Genomic DNA, 19,937 nt, shown 5'->3' with positions numbered 1-19,937 from the left:
CTCATCCTCAAAAAATGTGCCGCATCAAACCGATAGTCCGCGGCAAAACCTGTGGCGAGAGAGTTTAATGTGAGTAAAATTGCAACATAATGACTCAGTTCACAGAATATTCAACGGCAAAACGGCCGCTCCGACAAGCTGAGATCCCGATCATCTTTTCACGCTCGAACTTGGACCGCGTCGCCAGCACGGCCGTTGTTCCACTTTATTTTTTTAAATCAATACTTAAGACAGAACGAGCGGCGCTCGGTGTCAATTTATTTTTACATTGCTGACGGCAAACTGAACAGGGCTCACTTTTTTTGCAATATCAAGTTTAAACTTTTGGAATTGTTGACATTGATCACGATGAACAGGCCATCGTCTGGGTTATCTTCGTGCTGTTCATTATGCATACCCAGTTTGGGGTATATGCATGAACAACCTAAACATTGCAGGGAAAAAGTAATGATGATGATGAAACCCAACGCCCTTTGGCGTGCCATGGCCTTCGCCGGCCTGGGCGCCCTGGCCCTCAGCGGCTGCGGCAGCGACGGATCCGACGGTTCCAACGGCGAGGACGGCAAGCCCGGCCCCGTCGGCAAGCCGGTGACCTCCGCCAACGCTATCGTAAGCACTATCACCGATGCCAGCTTTGATGACGCCGGCATCCTGACCCTCAACTTCTCTCTGACCGACGGCAACGGCGTTGCCCTCTACGGCCTGAAGGACATCGACATCGCCGCTGTCTCCCTGGGCCGTATCGGCAGCGAAGATGAGATCGGCTCCACCGATATCGAGGGTTCACCCCGCGACATCTGGCTGAGCTACTACACCAAGACCAAGGGCGAAGTGAACGGTGAGACCCTGTTCGCAGGCTCCGGCTACTTCTCCGGCATCTCCTACCGTGGCGACGTCAACTGCACCGACTGCCTGACCGACAACAACGACGGCACCTACACCCTGGTGACCAAGGGCACCAAGCCCGACGGCTCCGCCTACGAGGTGGCCATCAACACCAATGGTCTGTACGAGGTGAAGAACGACCTGACCCACGGCGTCTACCTGACCATCAAGGTGCGCGACGACAACGCTGGCGAGATCCACCTGGCCAACGGCGACTACCTGAATACCGCCGGTTTCTACTACTGGCTGCCCAGCGCCGACACCGTCGCCGAGCGACCCAAGCACGTGATCGCCAACGAGACCTGTGAAAGCTGCCACCGACCCGGCCACGACGGTAACCTGGGCAACATGCACCACCCAGGCAAGCACACGGTGATGGACTCCTGTACCTTCTGTCACGTGGAGTTCAACGAGTACCAGACCAAGGATGACGACGGCAACGTTATCGGCAAGCACGATGGTTCCATCAAGGGCATTGCCCACGAGTTCCACAGCCATTCCTACTTTGCCGACGACGGTCTCTACCCACAGATCGCCTCCAACTGTCAGACCTGTCACCAGGCCAACGAGTCTGTGGCCAACGCCGATGCCTGGACCGCCGACCTGGACAGCGCCACCTGTCTGAATTGTCACAACAGCGTCTACGGTGTGCCCAGCTGGCACTGGGATGCGGACAACAACCAGATCCAGGAAGATAAGCTGAACTGTGTCTCCTGCCACGGCCAAATTGCACGAGGCGCCGAGGCGGGACACTATGATGCCAACGCCAATGCCCGCTCCACCGAGCTGAAGGTGATCTTTGATGAGATCTCCGTGGCCGATGACGGCACCTCCATCACCACCATCTTCAAGGTGATGGACGGTGACGAGCTGGTGCCCCTGAGCCAGATCGACCCGCGCGATTACAAGTATGGCGGAAAAACCAGCGCCATCGTGCTGAACGGCGTGAAGAGCGACGACTTCCTGGTGAACTACCAAAAAGTCGGCGTAGCTCTACCTGGCGTTGGTAGTCAGCCTAGCTATGCCACCCAGTTGGACGACGGACGTATCGAAGTCACCATTCCCGATACAGCTTATAGTGTGAAGGAACTGGTCGATGCCGGTGCCTCCATCGCCCTGAGCAGCCAGATTCATGTTTGCTTCGGCAGCAAGGGCAAGCGTGAAGACTGTGTGATCGATGCGGAAGGCAACCTGGACGGTCAGACCGCCCCCTACCTGGTGAGTGACACCTTCTACTTCAACCAGGACGGCACCGCCGTTGCAGACAGCCCTCGCATCCAGCATGCCGAGATGTCTGCCTGTCAGGATTGTCACACCACCGCCATCAAGCACCGCTACACCAATGACATGGACGGCTGTGCCACCTGTCACAACGGCACTCGTGACAAGAAGGGCGCCGGCTCCTCCAACCTGGCGTACATCGTACACAGCAAGCACTACATCGGCGGCTTCTTCAAGAAGACCGACTGTGCGACCTGTCACGGTGACAATGGCTTCTCACTGGGCCTGATCCCAGCCGATGCCGCGCCGGTTGCCTTCGGCACTACCGACGGCGGACGCTTCAACCCGGCGACCAACGAGCAACTGCTGGTCTCCCCACAGGCCGCCGCCTGTGTCAGCTGCCACCTGCCCCCCTATGGCATGAGCGACTCCACCGTGGCTCATATCAAGTCCATGGGCGGCGTGATCGACCACGACGGTGACATCAACACCATCGGTGTGCCATCCAGCAGCTACCCAGCCCAGGTCGAAGAGACCTGCGCCACCTGCCACAGCAACAGCCAGGTTCTGGAAGCCCACTCCAACTGGGGCTCCAGCCACTAAGGCCTACCGCTGAACACCCCAAGCGGCCCAAACGGGCCGCTTTTTTTTGTCTCGGCAAGGAAACGGAAGGAAATTGTTTCAAATTGTCAGCACCACAGACAAAAGGGCGCAAACTTGAACCTGTGCCCCCTCTTTTTTCAGCCTGTTAGCTCGGTTTTTCAGACTTGAAGCCGGGCTATCGAAGATATTTCACTGAACCCCGGCTGAACCGGCGAAAAACCCCATTCACATTTCCCCTTTTTGCAACTAAGTTATTGCCCAAGTGAATTTTTTCACTTACCCCTTTCTGGGTAGAGCAATGTAAATCGCTGATGCAAGTCACAGAATTCATGAGAGGAAGTTGATATAAATTGCATTGAATAGGCGCTTAACTGAATCTTAATCAAGACGGTAAGCGTCACTTGGTAAGATGGTTAACAAAAAACCATCTCCAAAAAGCAGGGAAATGATAATGATGATGATGAAAACCCCCAACTGGCGTCTGATGGCTACCGCAGCGGTAGTCAGTGCAGCGCTGTCCGCCTGTGGCGGATCCGACGGCAACGACGGCAACGATGGCAACCCCGGACGTCCCGGCGGTGAGCCCGCGGTGACCGTGAACCAACTGAACCTGTCCGTCACCGAGGTCAGCTTCGACAACGGCCTGCCGGTGTTCAAAATTCTGGCCACCAACGAAGAGGACGAGTCTGTCGTTGGCCTGCAGGGCATGAAGATCAACGTGGCCCAGCTGCTGCCCGCCGGTCACAAGACCGTGGGTGACAGCACCATGTGGCAGGTTGCCGGTCATAATAGCAAGTACGGCGCCGCCGAGATCGTGGACGAGAAGAACGGCTACTACAGCGTGACCTTCAGCGCCCTGGAAAAGGCTCAGCTGGATCCTGACTTCACTCGTCGCCTGAACATCGTGGTGCCCGCCGGCACCCTGGCAGACGGCACCACCACTGTTCCCCAAGCGGAAGTGGCCTTTGATTACAATGCCGCCGGCGCCGCCGCCGACTACACCCGCAACATCGTAGCCATCGATTCCTGTGCCGCCTGTCACGGCGAAGACCAGGCAATTAAGCACGGTTACACCAATCCTCAGACCTGTGCCACCTGCCACGATGGCATGAAGGCAGACGGTGGCCGCACCAGCCGCAGCCTGACCGTGCTGGTTCACGATAAGCACCAGGTTGCCTTTGCCGAGGGTGAATACCCCACCGACCGCGCCGCCTGTAACGTCTGCCACTTGACCTCCGAGCCGGAAGCCGACCTGGCCCTGACCGAGTGGGGCAACTGGTCCATGGTCCCCACCAAGCAGACCTGCTCCAGCTGTCACACCGACAGCGCTCACATCAGTGAGCAGCCCGACAGCTCCACCTGCGCCACCTGCCACACCGCCGAAGGCACCGGCGTGGTTGCCGGCACCATCGACGCCCACCTGGGCGAGTGGAACGATGCCGCCAAGGTGATTGCCCAGTGGAGCACTGATGTTCAGATGAGCTACGTGGCCGCAGACGACAGCGTCAACGTCACCGTCTCCATCCTGGACTCCGCAGGCACCAAGCTGGATGCTTCCGAAGTACTCACCAGCATCGAGCGCCTGGAACTGACCACCAACATCGGCCCCAACTTCCCGGTTCTGGGCTACGGTCAAAAGAGTGGCTTTAATGCCGTCGAACAGGGTGAACTGGCCAACGGCGCCACCATCGTCGACGGTGATATCGTGGCCAACACCGGAGCCCTGGCTTTCGGCAACGGCGACGCTGACACCGCATTCACCTTCGTCGGCCTGTCCGCTTGCTCCAAAGATGGCCAGATCATCAGCTGTGAAGGCTTGCCTCTGGACGAGAGTGGCCACTCCCTGGATGAAAACTTCACTGGTATGAAAGCCAATCTGGCCTTTGTCACCAAGTCCGGTGAAGCCCCCTCCATGCGTCACACGGACTCCCTGGACATCACCAAGTGTGAGGGCTGCCACAACGACAACTTCCAGATTCACAAAGGTACTCACCACCCAGGTTTCGTCATGGGTGACCTGGTTGAAGGCCTGGACGGTTGTGTAAGCTGCCACACCCCAGAGGGCACCTACGCCTTCGACAACCAGGGCGCCTTCGAACAGAAGCTGCACGTGGTCCATGGCGAGAAGGCGATCGTTGGCGACTGCACCCAGTGCCACACCAGCTTCAACCTGGACGCCTTCGGCAAGAAGGATGTGATCAACACCGGCATCGTTGACGGCGGTAACCGCTTCAACCCCGCCGACGCCCGCTACGGCACCCCAATCACCGCCACCTGCGCCAGCTGCCACGGCTATGAGGCTGCCATCAGCCACATGACCGGCGGCACCCTCGGCAACGGCGTGTACAACGGTGACAAGGCTGTAGCCCAGCAGGCGGTCTCCGCCGAGAACTGCTTCGTCTGCCACGCCCCTGACGTGGCGAACCACGGCAACGTCAAGTTCTAAGGCGTCGGGGAGGGCTTACGCCCTCCCCCTGTTCGGATCACAGTTAGGAACACGATATGAAACAGATGAAATGGTTAACCCCCCTGGTAGCCGGCCTCGCCCTGCTTACCGGCCTGGGTGCGACCGCCGCCCCGTGGGACAAGCTGCCCGACGCGGAAGTGGAGCAGATCCTGGACGCCAAGTTTGCCGAGGGTAAATACTCCAACAAGGGCGCCGACGGCTGTCTGATGTGCCACAAGAAGAGCGACGACGTAATGGCGATCTTCAAGGGTGTGCACGGCAGCACCGCCAGCAGCAAGAGCCCCATGGCCGGCCTGCAGTGCGAAGCCTGTCACGGCCCCCAGGGCAAGCACAACAAGGGCGGCAAGGAGCCGATGATCCAGTTCGGTGCCGATGCCCCCATCCCTGCGGCCAAGCAGAACAGTGTCTGCCTCTCCTGTCACCAGGATGGCGAGCGCATGGCCTGGCACTCCTCCACCCACAACCTGGAAGAGGTGGCCTGTGCCTCCTGCCACAAGGTACACGTCGACAAGGATCCCATTCTGGACCGCGTCACCGAAGTGGCGGCCTGCACCGCCTGTCACAGCCGCCAGAAAGCGGACATGAACAAGCGCTCCTCCCACCCGCTGAAGTGGGCCGACATGAGCTGCACCGACTGTCACAACCCGCACGGTTCCATGTCCGAAGCGGCCCTGAACCAGGTGTCGGTCAACGACAACTGCTACCAGTGTCATGCCGAGAAGCGCGGCCCTTTCCTGTGGGAGCACGCACCGGTGACCGAGGATTGCTCCCTGTGCCACAACCCTCACGGCAGTGTTAACGAGGGCATGCTGAGCAACCGTGCTCCGCAGTTGTGCCAACAGTGTCACACCAACCCTCACAGCGGCAACAGCATCAACGGCCAGCCCAGCGTCTTTACCTCTGGCCAGAGCTGTCTGAACTGCCACAGCCAGATCCACGGGTCTAACCACCCTGCCGGCAAAGCGCTGCAACGCTAAGGAGAGGGAAGCATGAGATTCAGATACAACCTGATCACCCTGGCCCTTGCCGGTGTTTCCGGCATGGCAATGGCGGGTGGCTACAGCATCCAGGACGCCAACCTGGACAAGGTCAACACCGACAAATGGTCCTGCAAACGCTGCGTCGTCGAGTACGGCGCCCACGGCAGCGTCGGTGTGGCCGCCGGTACGGTCGACAGCGACAATGAACGCTCCGCCAACTACTTTGGTGCAGAAGATGGTGCCTTTGGTGCCTTCAACTCCGACCTGAAGTACAGCGCTGAGTCCGGCTATGGCGCCGCCCTGGAAGCCCGTAACCTGGGCATGGACAACGGCGAAGCCCGCCTGTCCGCCGGGCACGGTGACACCTGGAACCTGGCCCTGGAGTACGGCAAGCTGGTGACCGTGAAGAACGACCACGCCCAGTCCAACTACTCCGTCGTCGGCAACGGCTGGGTGGCCGGTGAGCTCCAGGAGCAGACCCTGGAAAGCGAACGCGAGCGCTATGGCGCCGAACTCAGTGTCGGCGGCGAGATGTGGCAGACCTATGCCAACTTCCGTCGCGAAGACAAGAGCGGCCTGACCAAGGCCTCCATCTGGGGCGGAACCCCCACCAATGTGGCCAAGCCGGTAGACAGCAGCACCGACACCTGGGAAGCGGGCGTCAAGCTGCAGGGCGAACGCTGGTTCACCCAGCTGGCGTACCTGGCTTCCAGCTACGACAACAAGGTGGACGTGCTGAACTTCGGCGCGGTTCCGGGTGCCTACCAGGATGCTCCGGACAACGACGCCTACCAGGTGATGGCCAACGGCTACTACAGCTTCGGCCGCACCCAGGTCGCCGGTCGGGTCTCCTCCGGTGAGATGACCCAGGACCAGGATCTGCTGCTGGTCAACAACGGTCTCGCCGGTTTCGACGGCAAAATCGAAACCCTGGACGCCAACCTGAAGCTGACCTCCCTGGTGACCAGCGCCCTGCGTCTGACCGCCTCCGTGGACTACAGCGAGCGTGACAACTCCTCTGACATCCTGGTCACCGAGTTGGCCCTGGATCCCAACTCTGGCAACGCCGCCGAGTACCAGGCCTACGACGTGGATCGCACCACCTACAAGCTGGGGGCAAGCTACCGCATCGCCCGTGGCTACCGGGTGGACCTGGGTTATGACCGCAAGGAGGTGACCCGCAGCGCCCAGGATCGTGAAGACACCACAGATGACGCCGTGTGGGGTCGTGTCCGCGTGACCGCCTTCGACGCCTGGGACATCGCCCTGAAGGGCGGCTTCTCCAGCCGCGACGGCTCCACCTACACGGTCACCGGCAACAACAACGACCTGATGCGCCGCTACAACGTGGCGGACCGGGATCGCAGCGAAGTGGAACTGCGCCTCAGCCACACCCCTCTGGATCGGCTGACCGTGGATCTCAGCGGCTACTATGCCCTGGATGACTATGACAACTCCGAAGTGGGCCTGACTGAAGCCGAGGATTACGGCTTTGATGCCACCCTGGCGTTCCAGCACACCGAGCGTTTCAACACTCACCTGTTCTTCGGCAAGCAGTGGATCTTCTCCGAGCAGTCCGGCTCGGTCTCCGGTCCCGCCAACTGGGAAGCCAAGGTGGAGGATGAGTTTGAGCACTTCGGCCTGGGCTTCACCTACTCCGGCCTGATGGCTGAAAAGCTGGTTCTGGGCGGCGACTATGTCTACGCCGACTCCAACAGCGACACCACCGCCGGCTTCAGCGAGTACGATGGCTACTTCGCCACCAGCTACAACCTGAACCTCTACGGTGCTTACGCCATCAATCCCGCCCTCTCCCTGAGGCTGGACTACCGCTTCGAGCGCTATGAGGATGCGGACTACGCTGCCGTTGAGCAGGACACCCTGTCCAACCTGGTGACCCTGGGTGACCTGAACAGCGACTACAACGCCCACATGGTGATGCTGTCGGTCAACTACAAGCTGTAACTCACTCCATCCGAGTGCCCAAGGCCGGTCTTCAGACCGGCCTTTTTCTTGGGTCAGCCCCATCCCTGAATCAAGCGTTGATAATACTGGTCATGGCTTGAGCCATATACGCCCCGTCGCTACTCTGCCCTGACTGGCACCACCGCGCCTCAATTCAGGCCAGGGAGTGGACCTTGTTTGCCCGTAGAGGCGCGTCGCCATGACTAAGCTGACCGCACTGGGCAACCCCGCTTTCCTAGCGTTGGTCAAACTCACCTTGCTGGCGGAATTACCTCTGCTGGCCTATCTGGTCGACCGCCAGCTCAGGCTGTGACAGATGCAGGCAGAAAAAAACCGGCCCTGAGGCCGGCTTTTCATATTGTGGCTACCCCTGAAGCAGGTTGTCCGCCACATAGGGGTTGAGACGACGCTCCCGGGCAATGGTGGAGTTGGGACCATGGCCGGGGACAAACTCGGTATCGGCTCCCAAAGGCCACAGCTTGGTGGTGATGGAGTGCAGCAGATCCCGCCGGTTGCCGCCCTCGAAGTCGGTACGCCCCACCGAGCCGGCAAAGATCAGATCCCCCACGAAGGCGATGCCCGCCTGGGGATTATGGAACACCAGGTGTCCCGGGGTATGGCCGGGGGTGTGCAGCACCTCCAGAGTCAGATTGCCCACCTGAATCCTGTCCCCCTCCTCCAGGTAACGGCCCGGCGTAAAGGCCTCCACCATGGGGAACCCGTAGGTGCGCGCCTCCTCGGGCAGCATCTCCAGCAGGAACTGGTCGTCCCTGTGGGGGCCCTCCACGGGCACCCCCAACCTGTCGGCCAGCACCATGGCTGCCCCCACGTGGTCGATATGCCCATGGGTCAACAATATCCGCTCCAGGGTCACCCCCTGCGCCTCGATGGCCTGCATCAGCAACTCAGGGTCGCCACCCGGGTCGATCAGCGCCGCCCTGTTGCTCTGGGTGCACCACAGCAGGGCGCAGTTTGTCCGATAGGCGCTTACCGGCACCACTTGATACTTCATTGTAATTCCTTGGATACAGCAGTGGCGCCAGACTACCATGAGCTGGATTCTGAGACAGAACAGGCGGTCGGGCTGTTTACGGATCTTTGATCTGCCCCGCGAATTCGTGTTGTCCCGTGCACAAAAAAACCGGCCTGTTGGCCGGTTTTTCCCTGACTGACGGCCGTTAGCCGCCCAGAACCGCGTCGGCCACGAAGGGGTTGGAGCTGCGCTCCTGACCGAAGGTGGAGTTGGGCCCATGACCGGGGACGAATTCGGTGTCGGCCCCCAGGGGCCACAGCTTGCCGGTGATGGAGGCGATCAGATCCCCGTGGTTGGACATGGGGAAATCGGTACGACCGATGGAGCCGGCAAACAACACATCGCCGACAAAGGCCAGTCCGGCACCCGCGTTGTAGAACACCACGTGACCTGGGGTATGCCCCGGGGTGTGCAGCACCTTGAGGGTCTGGTTGCCCACGCAAATCTGCTCACCGTCCTCCAGGTAGCGGTCTGGGGTAAACGCCTGGGACAGCGCCAGACCGAACATCTGAGCCTGCTGGGGCAGCTGATCCAGCCAGAACTGGTCCGCCTTGTGCGGTCCCACCAGGGGCACCCCCAGCTGGTCGGCCAGCATGCGGGACGCACCGGCGTGGTCGATATGGGCATGGGTCAGCAGCACCTGCTCCACCTCGACGCCCTGCTTGTCGATGGCCGCCACAATCCGCTCCAGGTCGCCACCGGGGTCGATCACCGCCGCCTTGTTGGTGTCGCTGCACCACAACAGGGTGCAGTTCTGCTGGAAGGGGGTGACCGGCACAATCTGGTATTTCATAACTCACACACTCACCAAAAACTGTGGCCCTAGGGTATCACAGGGATCCCCGGGCCCAAACGCCCTTAGTCAAACCAGGGTCTTTCTTCGGGGGAACCACAAAAAAACGCCCCCGGTTCGGGGGCGCTGGCGTTACTCGTCGATGCCGGTGATGTTGCCATCCTCGTCGATATCGATACTGAGGTAGGCGGGTCGCTCCGGCAGTCCCGGCATGGTCATCACATTGCCGGTGAGCGCATAGACAAAACCGGCCCCGGCGCACAGCCTCAGCCCCCTGATCGGGATGGTAAAGCCGCTGGGTACCCCTTTCAGGGCAGGGTCATGGCTGATGGAGAGCGGGGTCTTGGCCATGCACAGGGGCAGGTTGCCGTAACCCAGCACGGTCAGCCGCTCAATGTCCGCCTTGGCCAGCTCAGACAGCTCGATGCCGTCACCACCGTAGGCCACCTCGGCCAGGGTCAGCAGCTTGGCCTCCAGGGGCTGATCCAGCTCATACAAATGGCGGAAGTCGGCGGGCTCGGACAGGGCTGCCATCACGGCCTCAGCCAGGGACTTGGCGCCCTCGCCCCCCTTGGCAAAGGCCTCAGACAGGGCCACGCTGGCCCCGGACTCCCTGACCCGCTCCTCCAGCCAGGCCAGCTCGGCGTCGCTGTCGTCGGGGAAACGGTTCAGCGCCACCACCACGGGGACACCGTAGCGACGGGCGTTGTCGATATGCCACTTGAGATTGGCAAAGCCATCGACCAGGGCCTCGCTGTCCTCCTGGAACAGGGCGTCGGGCAGCGGCTGGCCGGGGCGCAGGTCATAGCGGCCTGAATTGGCTTTCAGTCCACGCAAGGTGGCCACCACCACCGCCGCATCGGGCCCGCGACCGGCGGCCCGGGCCTTGATGTTACACGCCTTCTCGAAGCCCATGTCGGAGCCAAAACCGCCCTCGGTCACCACCACATCTGCCAGCCCCAGGGCGATACGGTCGGCGATCACCGAGGAGTTGCCATGGGCGATGTTGGCAAAGGGTCCGGCATGCACCAGGGTGGGCACCCCCTCCAGGCTCTGCATCAGGGTAGGTTGGGCAGCATCCCTGAGAATGGCCGCCATGGCACCGGCCACCCCGATCTGCTCGGCGGTCACCGGCTGATCCTGATCGTCGTAAGCCAGCACCACCTGCCCCAGGCGCTTGCGCAGATCGCCAAGGTCCTTGGCCAGGGCCAGGATCGCCATCAGTTCAGACGCGGCGGAGATGTCGAAACCGCTCTCTCGCTCCAGACCATTGACCGTCCTGCCCGGCTCGTTGAGGCCGATGCGGATCCGGCGCAGGGCGCGGTCATTCATGTCCACCACCCGGTTCCAGACGATCCCCTCGGCGGTGACCCCGAGGCGGGGCAGGCCGGTACGGGACTCGAACTGATCTCCATGGCGCTGTTCGTGGTAGGCGCGGGCATCGATGGCGGCGGCGGCCAGGTTATGGGCGGCAGTCACCGCATGGATGTCACCGGTCAGGTGCAGGTTCATCTCTTCCATCGGCGCCACCTGGGAGTAGCCGCCGCCTGCGGCACCGCCCTTGACGCCAAACACCGGGCCCATGCTGGGCTGACGGATGCAGGCCATCACCTTCTGGCCAATGGCTTTGAGTCCCTGGGAGAGACCGATGGTGGTTACCGTCTTGCCCTCCCCCAGTGGCGTAGGGGTAATGGCGGTCACCAGCACCAGCTTGCCCTGAGGCGCATCGCTGGCGCGCTTGAGCAATTGATGGCTGAGCTTGGCTTTATACTGCCCCTGGGGAACCAACTCGTGTGGCTGGATGCCCGCGGCGGCGGCAATGTCAGTGATGGGAGCCAAGTCAGCAGATTGAGAGATTACGATGTCTGATTTCATTATTATTTTCCGGGTACGACCTTGAAGCCGCGCACATTGTACTGGAAACGAGGCATAATTCAGACACCTTTTTACCAATTTTGGCCTAAGGTCGAAGGGGCGCGGCCGGGTTGGCAACTAGGTGGAAATCTTTATGTATTCAAAATGTTAACTTCGAAATGGGTGTACAGACTGGTTTCCGGCTTGTCATTGCCAGGAAACAGGGGGATGGAAGCTTTTGATTTGAAGCGGCAAAATGGTCTTTTCCCCAATCAAGGATGATGATGGACAACCGCTCCCTGTCCTGGGGTCTGGCCCTGCTAACGGCCCTGGCCTACACCGCCGCTGAGGCGTTCCGCCCCTTTCCCTTGAGCTGGCTGCTTAAGGCCCTGCCCGCATTGACGCTGCTGCAGTGGAGCCTGGGACGTGCCATCCGCGGCCCCCGACTGCTGCTCTACCTGGCCCTGGCTGCCGCCGCCTGCGGAGACATCGCCCTGGACTTTGGCCACGACTCCCACCTGGTGCCCGGGCTGGCCGCCTTCGGTGTCACCCAACTGTGCCTGTTCGCCCTGTTTTGGCGCCTGCCGGCGGGCCGCCCCTGCTGGCAGTGGATCACCCTGCCGCTGGGCACTTGGGTGTTCCTGTGGCTGATCTGGCCCTTCCTGGATGGTCGGGCGCCGCTGCTGGCGCTCTACAGCCTGCTGCTGACCGCCATGGTGATGGGGGCAGTGCGGGCCAACCTCAACGGGCAAAGCCAACTGGGCGCGGCACTGTTCCTGATCTCCGACTCGATGATCGCCATCGACACCTTCGTCTATCACTCCCAGGCGGGAATGACCACCATCTTCGTCACCTACTTCGCCGCATTGATGCTGCTGGTCAAAGGGCTGACGGCACCCCGGAGTGAAAGCGGAACAGGGCGTCCGGTTCGGCAATCAGCCGCCACTCCGCCTCGCCAATCTCCCTGACCCGCGCATCGATGGGCTCAGGGCTGGCCATCTGGGCCAGGGCCAGGTAATCCTGATAATGGCGGGCCTCCGAGCGCAGCAGGGAAACGTAGAACCGCTGAACCTCCTCATCCATATGGGGAGCCAGGGCAGCGAAACGTTCGCAGGAGCGCGCCTCGATGTAGGCGCCGATGATGAGGCGATCCACCAGCACCCAGGGGTCGCCGCTGCGCACCAACTGCATCAGCGAGGCCGCATAGCGAGAGGCGCGAATGGGCTCGATGACTATGCCCCGGGCCAGCATCAGGGTTCGCACCTGCTCGAAATGGTGCAGCTCCTCCTTGATGAGGCGCACCATCTTCTCCACCAGAGGGCCCGCCAGGGGCGCGTCCGGACGGCAACTGAGTCCGGCGGGGGTCACCTCACTGGCCATGGCCTGGTGCTCTTTGACCAGGCAGGGACGGTAGACCCGGTCCTCGAAGGGGCGAAGCCAACCCTTAAGCCGCTCACTGCCTCCCTTGTCCAGGGCGTATCGCCTGAGCAGCCACACCGCGGTCTGCGCCGCCTTCAGCTCACACAGCAGGTGGTCCTGCAGCACCACCGCCAGCCGCTCGGGTCGCCTGGCCTCCTCTATCCATGAGCTTGGGGTCTCCCCGTGCAAAAAAGCCTTCACCGGCGCCAGTAATCTCTCCACTGCCTAACTCCCCGCGGCGGTTACCCAGATGAGGCGCATGGTATCGCCCGGGCCGGTAAGGCACAAGGGCGATACCATGCGCCCGGAAACGGTTCCAGCTTCCGGCCAGAGTGGCATGGCTCATGGGGCCGAAAACCCGCACTCCAGAGGCCCCAGGCCACACGTGGCGGGTTAACTGAGGTACCACGCTTGTACTGCCTGTCGGCGCGGTTTCAGGGTACACTTGAAGCAAGGAACGACACTCAAGAGACCCTGAAATGGAAAAATGGCAAGCCTGGCTGCTGATCGCCCTGATCCTCGGTGTCATCGTCAGCAACATCATGGTGCTGAAGTACACCGCCAACTACAAGATGCCCCAGTTTGGTAAACCCAACCTGCCCAAAAAACCTCACCATGAGGGGGAGGATGGCCAGCCCGAGGCTAGCGACGATCAAGACGGCGACGGCAACAGGCCAGGAGCATCAGGGCAATAGCCCCTCCCCATCCCAACGCGCCTCCACCGCCGTCTCCACTGGGCGGGGCGGTCACCGGCGGAATCAGCTGCACCGTCGCCTGGCTAACCAGGTTACCCGGTGCCGTCAGGACCAGGGTCAGGCTGCGCGCTTCCCCCTGGTTGAAGGTGACCAGATCAACACGGCGACTGAGCTGACCCTCGTCAAAACTCACCGGCAGATCCAGCGCCGTATAATCCCGTCCCGCCAGGGCGGTGCCATTTCGGGTCTGAAGCTGCACCGTCAACGGACCGCTGCTGCCCCCCTCCCGGGTCAGTTCGACGGCCAGCACCTCCCCCGCCGTCACCCGGAAGCTGGCCTGGCCAAACACCACGGTACCGCTGCCGCCGGCACTGCTGTCGATGATCTGCACCGAATGGCGATCCCGCCCCAAGGCTGCCCCACCCGGCCACAACAGGGTGGCGTCGAGGGTGCGGTTGGCCTGTTGGTCATCCTGCTCCACCCACAGAGTGACCGTTGTCCGATCCACCCCGGCGTCGAAGGTGACCGGCAGTAAGCGCTCACTCGCACCCACGGTCACCAGCAGGGTCGCGGCGGCCGACGCCTGGGTATCGCTGCGGCTGATCCCCAACTCGAAGCTACTCCCCTCCTCCACCGAGGTCGGAGCACTCTCCAGCGACAGGCTGCCACGCTCTGGGGTGCGAACCGCCCAGCCACCAATTAACTCCGCCGACTCGTTGAGGGTGCGCCCGTTGTCGGCGCTGGTGGCATCGCCACACCCCAAGGGGGAGCTGAGCAGCGGCGAGGAGAAACTGGGCAGCGTTTCCTGAGAGACAAAGGACCACATCACGGTCCGGCCGAAGCCGCAGTCGGCGGCGTGGCTGTAGGGGTGCAGGGCCGCGTCGTTGCCCTCATGGCCGGCGCCGAAGTTATGGCCGATCTCATGGGCGGCCACCGCATCGCGGATCCCGTCCGACAGTCCGTTGTAGCCAACCACCGAGTGGCGGCCGGGCAGGAAGGCGATGCCGGCAGCATCATCCATCTGCGGGACCAGCAGCATGGCCAGGTCGGCCCCGTAGTGCAGGTCCAGGGCTCGGCTGACCTCCTCCAGTCGGCTGAAGTCGGTCACCAGGGGGTCGGCCGCGCCCTGCGCCTCCAGGGTGGTGAGGGGCACTATCCCCCTGAGCCTGAGCTGCACCGCCACCCGGGAGTTCTCCAGGTAGGTATTGGTGGTGGCCACCATGGAGGCGACCATCGCCTCCAACTCCCCATAGCGGGGATAGGGCTGGGCCCAGTCAGGGATCCACATCAGCAGATCCACCTCCCTGGCACCGGACAGGGCCAGGGGGGTGGACAACCTATTGGTCCGCTGAGTCTCAAGCTCCAGGGCCATCCGCGGATTCCACAGGCCATCATGGCCCAGGGAAACCGGCTCGGCAGGGTGGACGGCGGCAGCCAGCAACAAACCGGCCAGACCGGCGACTCTGAATTTCATGCCCTTCCCCTCTCTCTCGCGACAGCTTTCCTTAAGGCTAGCCTATCCCTCTGACTCCTGGGCCATTTCAGGATGGCGCTCAAAAAAGCAAAAGAAAACGCCACCTGGCGGCGGCGTCTGATTAGGGTGTGTTTATCTTTGGTGTCTGGAGTTTGGCCGACGATGACGACACCGGGTGGTTGTCGTCAGAGCGGCCCCGAAGGGCGCTCCAATCTGCTTGATTAGGATCCAATTCAGCGCACAGTACAACTCGCCCTACTCACCGCTGCGACGCCTGAGCAGGTAGAGATCCTCCCTGGCCAGCTCCTCATCCAGCTGCCGAGCGACAAACTCCGGCGAGGTGGTATAGCGGGCCAGCAGGTTGTAGATCACCGGGATCACCAGCAGGGTGAACATTGTGGCCACCAGGATGCCGGAGAGCACCACCACGCCGATGACGAACCGGGTCTCGGAGCCGGCGCCGGCCGCCAGCACCAGAGGCACGGCACCGGCGGCGGTGGTGATACCGGTCATCAGGATGGGGCGCAGGCGCTGCACCGCCGCCTCGATGATTGCTTCCTCAAACTTCACCCCCTGATCACGCAGCTGGTTGGCGAACTCCACAATCAGGATGCCATTCTTGGCCGCCAGCCCCACCAGCATGATGATGCCGATCTCCGAGTAGATGTTGAGGCTCTGACCGGTGAAATAGAGCCCAAGCAGCGCCCCCAGGGTCGCCAGGGGCACGGTCAGCATGATTACCAGCGGGTGGATATAACTCTCGAACTGGGCCGCCAGCACCAGGAACACCACCACCAGGGCCAGGGCAAACACGAACACCACCGCATCGCCGGACTCCTGATAGTCCTGAGACGCCCCCTTGTAGCTGACCACCGCGTCCGCCGGCAGCAGCTGCGCCACCAGGCCTTCGAGGTAACCCAGGGCCTCCCCCAGGGTGTAGCCCTCGGCCAAATTGGCCTCCAAGGTAATGGCCCGCATCCGGTTGTAGCGGTTCAGTCTCGGCGCGTCGGCGAACTCCTCCACCGCCACCAGGTTGGCCAGGGGGATCAGCTCACCGGTCGAGCCAGAGCGCACATAGAGGTTGCTCAGATCCGAGGCGGTGTTCTGGTTCTCCCGCCTCCCTTCGATGATCACGTCATACTCCTTGCCCTGCTGCTCGAAGGTAGTCACCAGCCGCGACCCCAGCATCGATTCCAGAGTGCGGCCGATGGCACTCACCGACACCCCAAGATCTCCGGCCCGGTCACGATCGATCACCACCCGAAGCTGCGGCTTGGTCTCCTTGTAGTCGTGGTCCAGCCCCACCAGCATGGGGCTCTCCTTGGCCGCTTCCAGGATCTGATCCCGCCACTGAGCCAATTGCTCATAACTGCCGCCGCCGATGACGAACTGCACCGGTTTGCCTACCCCTCGGCCAAAGGCCTGGCGCATGATGGGGAAGGCGCGCACCCCGCTGAGATCCGCCAGGCGGACACGAATCTCCGCCATGATCTCGAAGGCACTGCGTCGTTGGCCCCAGTCCTCCAGGTTGATGATCGCCATGCCGCCGGAGAAATCGGCGATGGCGCCCCAGCCACGCGGCGCCCGGATCAGCAGACGCTTGATCTCCCCGCTCTCCACCATGGGCATCAGCCGGTGCTCAATCTCATCCATATACTCCTTCATGAAGGAGTAGCTGGCGCCCTGTGGACCGTTGATCATGATGAACATGGAGCCACGGTCCTCCCTGGGGGCGAACTCCGAAGGCACCTTGGAAAACAGGAAGCCACTGCCCGCCAGGGCGGCAACGATGACGCTCACCACCAGGATCGGGTGGCCCACCCACTGCTTCAGGGAATCTCGGTATTGCTCCTTGGCCCACTCCATCGCCTGGTCAACCTTGCGCACCAACCAGGGATCCTCCGACGCCGGCTTCAGCAACTTGGAGCACATCATCGGGCTCAGTGACAGGGCCACCAACGAGGAGAAGGCCACCGCCGCACTCATGGCGATGGAGAATTCGCGGAACAGTTTGCCCAGGTCCCCCTCGAGGAAGCCGATGGGCATAAACACCGAAATCAGTACCAGGGTGGTGGCCACCACGGCGAAGGCCACCTGACGGCCACCGAGGAAGGCGGCCTTGAGCGGGGACTCCCCCTCTTCGACCCGGCGGTGGATGTTCTCCAGCATGACGATGGCGTCGTCCACCACCATGCCGATGGCCAGGATCAATGCCAACAGGGTGAGCAGGTTGATGGAGAAGTCCAGGGCATAGAGCACCACGAAGGTGGCCAGCAGGGACACCGGCACGGTCACCGCGGGGATCAGCATCGCCCGGACACTGCCCAGGAACAGGTAGATCACCACGATCACCAGCAACATGGCTATCCCCAGTGTCTTGTACACCTCGTCGATGGAGGCCTGGACAAACACCGAGGCGTCGTAGGAGCGCTTGATCTCCATGCCATCCGGCAGGGTGGGGTTAAGTTCGTTCACCAAGGCGTTGACCGCCCGGGCCACCTCCAGGGTGTTGGCGGTGGACTGGCGAGTCACCCCGAGGCCGATCATCGACTCGGTGTTGCCGCGGAAGGCGATGCGCTCCTCCTCGGCCGCCAGCTCCACGTGAGCCACGTCCGCCAGCCGGATCAGATAGCCGTCAGCGCCCCTGCCAACCACCAGCTGGGCGAAGTCCTCGGGGGCGATGAAGCTGCGCTGCACCCGCACCGAGAAGTGGCGATTCTCAGATTCGATGCTGCCGGCCGGCAGCTCGACGTTGTCCGCCCTCAGGGCCGACTCGATGTCCGACACCGTCAGATCCCGGGCCGCCAGGGCCTGGCGGTCCACCCAGATGCGGATGGCGTACACCTTGCCGCCGCCAACCCGGATGTTGGCCACCCCGTCGATGACACTGAGCCGGTCCACCAGGTAACGGCGGGCGTAGTCGGTCAGCTGCAGGGTGTCCATCCGCGACGACTGCAGGTTGAGCCACATGATCACTTCGGAGCTGCCGGACGCCTTCTGCACCTCCGGCGGATCGGCCTCCTCGGGCAGGTTGTTCAGCACCCCGGACACCCGGTCGCGCACGTCGTTGGCGGCAGAGTCAATGTCACGCTCGATGTTGAACTCCAGGGTTACCGAGGAGCGACCGTCCCGGGAGGAGGAGGAGATGTTCTTTATCCCTTCGATGCCGGCGATGCGGTCCTCGATGATCTGGGTGATGCGGGTCTCCACCACCGCAGCGGAGGCCCCGCGATAGTTGGTGGAGATCTCCACCACCGGCGGGTCGATGTTGGGGTACTCCCTCAGGGGCAGCTTATCGAAGGAGACCAGGCCGAAGGCGATCAGCAGCAGGCTGATCACCGAGGCAAACACCGGCCGTTTGACCGAAAGATCCGTCAGCAGCATCATTCCGCTCCCTGCACGCTGAAGCGCTCACCGCCGCGGGTGGTGACTTGCTGGCCCGGCCGCACCTTCATCATGCCCCGGGTCACCACGGTCTCTCCGGCCTCGACCCCGGAGAGGATCTCCGCCTTGCCGCGGGTGCGCAGCCCCACCTCCACCTGGCGCTGCTCGATGCGGTTGTCGGCGCTAACTACGAACAGATAGTGGCGCTGCTGCAGGGGGATGATCGCCTCCTCCGGCACCACCAGGGTGTCCCGCTGCTCGGTGATCAGCTTCAGGGTCATCAGCATGCCCGGGCGCAGGGCCAGATCTGGGTTGTCGATGTTGGCCCGCACCACCACCGAGCGGGTAACCGGATCCACCCGGCTGTCGACACTGGCCACGGTGCCGGTGAACACCCGGTCAGGGAAGGCGGCGGCGCTGGCCAACACCCGGCGGCCGGGGGCCAGCCGGGCCAGGAAACGTTCGGGCACCGGGAAGTCCAGCTTCACCACCTGAATGTCGTCCAGGGTGGTGACCTCGGTCCCCGGTGTCACCAGAGTCCCCGGACTCACCTGGCGAAACCCCAGCACCCCGGCAAAGGGAGCGCGCAGATAGCGGGCATCCAGCTCCGCCTGATACTGGGCCAGGGTGGCCTTGGCCACATCCACCGAGGTGGACAGCCGGTCCAGCTCTGAACTGGCAATGGTTTGGGCCTGAACCAGATCCTTGATCCGGTTGAACTCCCGCTGCTGCTCCAGCAGGTTGGCCCGGGCAGCACTCAGCTTGGCCTGCTGCTCCCCATCCCTCAGGGTCAGCAGCAATGTCCCGGCCTCCACTCTCTGGCCGTCGTCGAAATGGACCGCTTCCACCTTCTCGGTGACCTTGACCGACAACACCACCGACTCCCTGGCCTTGACGGTACCCAGCGCCTCCACCTCCCGGCGCATCGACTCGGTCGCCACCTGGGTGACCACCACCGACGGGGTGGTCCTGGGTTTGCTTCGGGCTCCCTGGCTGTTGCCGGTCTCTTTGTAGTAGATCGAACCCGCCACACCAAGGGCGAGCACGACACCGGCAATTATGGTTTTTTTCATTATCTCTTGCCTAGTTGATTGCTGACAGTCCACCTGCAGGACCTTGCCCTATAGGGTACCAAGCCCTTTGGGCGCCGCCATCCAATGTTGC

At 62.3% G+C, this 19,937-nt stretch carries 13 protein-coding genes; 6 read left to right on the top strand and 7 right to left on the bottom strand.

Going from position 1 to position 19,937, the window contains the following annotated elements:
• Positions 1-447 precede the first annotated feature (447 nt).
• The 4 genes from FCL40_RS12945 to FCL40_RS12930 all read left to right on the top strand — a co-directional run bounded on the left by FCL40_RS12945 (position 448) and on the right by FCL40_RS12930 (position 8,121).
• Positions 448-2,709, top strand: a complete 2,262-nt coding sequence (locus tag FCL40_RS12945; protein ID WP_136853722.1) for a multiheme c-type cytochrome — start codon at positions 448-450, stop codon at positions 2,707-2,709.
• Between the two features lie 451 nt (positions 2,710-3,160).
• Positions 3,161-5,155, top strand: coding sequence for an OmcA/MtrC family decaheme c-type cytochrome (locus FCL40_RS12940; protein WP_169307118.1), 1,995 nt, complete (start codon positions 3,161-3,163; stop codon positions 5,153-5,155).
• Between the two features lie 65 nt (positions 5,156-5,220).
• On the top strand, positions 5,221-6,153 hold the full coding sequence (locus FCL40_RS12935; RefSeq protein WP_324614089.1) for a DmsE family decaheme c-type cytochrome: 933 nt from the start codon (positions 5,221-5,223) through the stop codon (positions 6,151-6,153).
• Positions 6,154-6,165: 12 nt separating this feature from the next.
• Positions 6,166-8,121, top strand: a complete 1,956-nt coding sequence (locus FCL40_RS12930; RefSeq protein WP_136853719.1) for an MtrB/PioB family decaheme-associated outer membrane protein — start codon at positions 6,166-6,168, stop codon at positions 8,119-8,121.
• Positions 8,122-8,485: 364 nt separating this feature from the next.
• Here FCL40_RS12930 and FCL40_RS12925 read toward each other — a convergent pair whose 3' ends face one another.
• From FCL40_RS12925 to FCL40_RS12915, 3 genes are all read right to left on the bottom strand, one after another.
• Positions 8,486-9,133 (bottom strand): MBL fold metallo-hydrolase, encoded by a 648-nt coding sequence (locus FCL40_RS12925; RefSeq protein ID WP_136853718.1) that lies wholly within the window; start codon positions 9,131-9,133, stop codon positions 8,486-8,488.
• 166 nt (positions 9,134-9,299) lie between these two features.
• Entirely contained in the window at positions 9,300-9,947 is a 648-nt protein-coding gene (locus FCL40_RS12920) for an MBL fold metallo-hydrolase (protein WP_136853717.1), read from the bottom strand.
• Positions 9,948-10,079: 132 nt separating this feature from the next.
• A complete protein-coding gene (locus tag FCL40_RS12915) occupies positions 10,080-11,822 on the bottom strand; it encodes a formate--tetrahydrofolate ligase (protein WP_136853716.1) in 1,743 nt (580 codons plus the stop codon).
• A gap of 263 nt (positions 11,823-12,085) precedes the next feature.
• Here FCL40_RS12915 and FCL40_RS12910 point away from each other — a divergent pair, with 263 nt between their 5' ends.
• Positions 12,086-12,769 carry a lysoplasmalogenase family protein gene (locus FCL40_RS12910; RefSeq protein WP_169307117.1) on the top strand — a complete coding sequence of 228 codons (684 nt, stop codon included), beginning with the start codon at positions 12,086-12,088 and terminating at the stop codon, positions 12,767-12,769.
• Here FCL40_RS12910 and miaE read toward each other — a convergent pair.
• Entirely contained in the window at positions 12,681-13,442 is a 762-nt protein-coding gene (miaE, locus tag FCL40_RS12905) for a tRNA isopentenyl-2-thiomethyl-A-37 hydroxylase MiaE (RefSeq protein ID WP_136853714.1), read from the bottom strand. The two genes, FCL40_RS12910 and miaE, sit on opposite strands and share 89 nt — an antisense overlap.
• Positions 13,443-13,699: 257 nt before the next feature.
• On the opposite strand from miaE, the gene FCL40_RS12900 reads away from it, so the two are divergent.
• Positions 13,700-13,915, top strand: coding sequence for a DUF2897 family protein (locus FCL40_RS12900; protein WP_136853713.1), 216 nt, complete (start codon positions 13,700-13,702; stop codon positions 13,913-13,915).
• Here the strand turns inward: FCL40_RS12900 and FCL40_RS12895 are convergent.
• The 3 genes from FCL40_RS12895 to FCL40_RS12885 all read right to left on the bottom strand — a co-directional run bounded on the left by FCL40_RS12895 (position 13,863) and on the right by FCL40_RS12885 (position 19,846).
• Entirely contained in the window at positions 13,863-15,389 is a 1,527-nt protein-coding gene (locus tag FCL40_RS12895) for a zinc-dependent metalloprotease family protein (RefSeq protein WP_136853712.1), read from the bottom strand. The two genes, FCL40_RS12900 and FCL40_RS12895, sit on opposite strands and share 53 nt — an antisense overlap.
• Before the next feature lie 255 nt (positions 15,390-15,644).
• Positions 15,645-18,773, bottom strand: coding sequence for an efflux RND transporter permease subunit (locus tag FCL40_RS12890; protein ID WP_136853813.1), 3,129 nt, complete (start codon positions 18,771-18,773; stop codon positions 15,645-15,647).
• Positions 18,773-19,846, bottom strand: a complete 1,074-nt coding sequence (locus FCL40_RS12885) for an efflux RND transporter periplasmic adaptor subunit (RefSeq protein ID WP_136853711.1) — start codon at positions 19,844-19,846, stop codon at positions 18,773-18,775. Before FCL40_RS12885 ends, FCL40_RS12890 begins: the two co-directional genes overlap by 1 nt.
• Positions 19,847-19,937: the final 91 nt, after the last annotated feature.

The sequence above is a fragment of the Ferrimonas sediminicola genome, assembly GCF_005116715.1.
GTDB lineage: Bacteria > Pseudomonadota > Gammaproteobacteria > Enterobacterales > Shewanellaceae > Ferrimonas > Ferrimonas sediminicola.
This window is presented reverse-complemented; position numbering and strand designations above follow the sequence as displayed.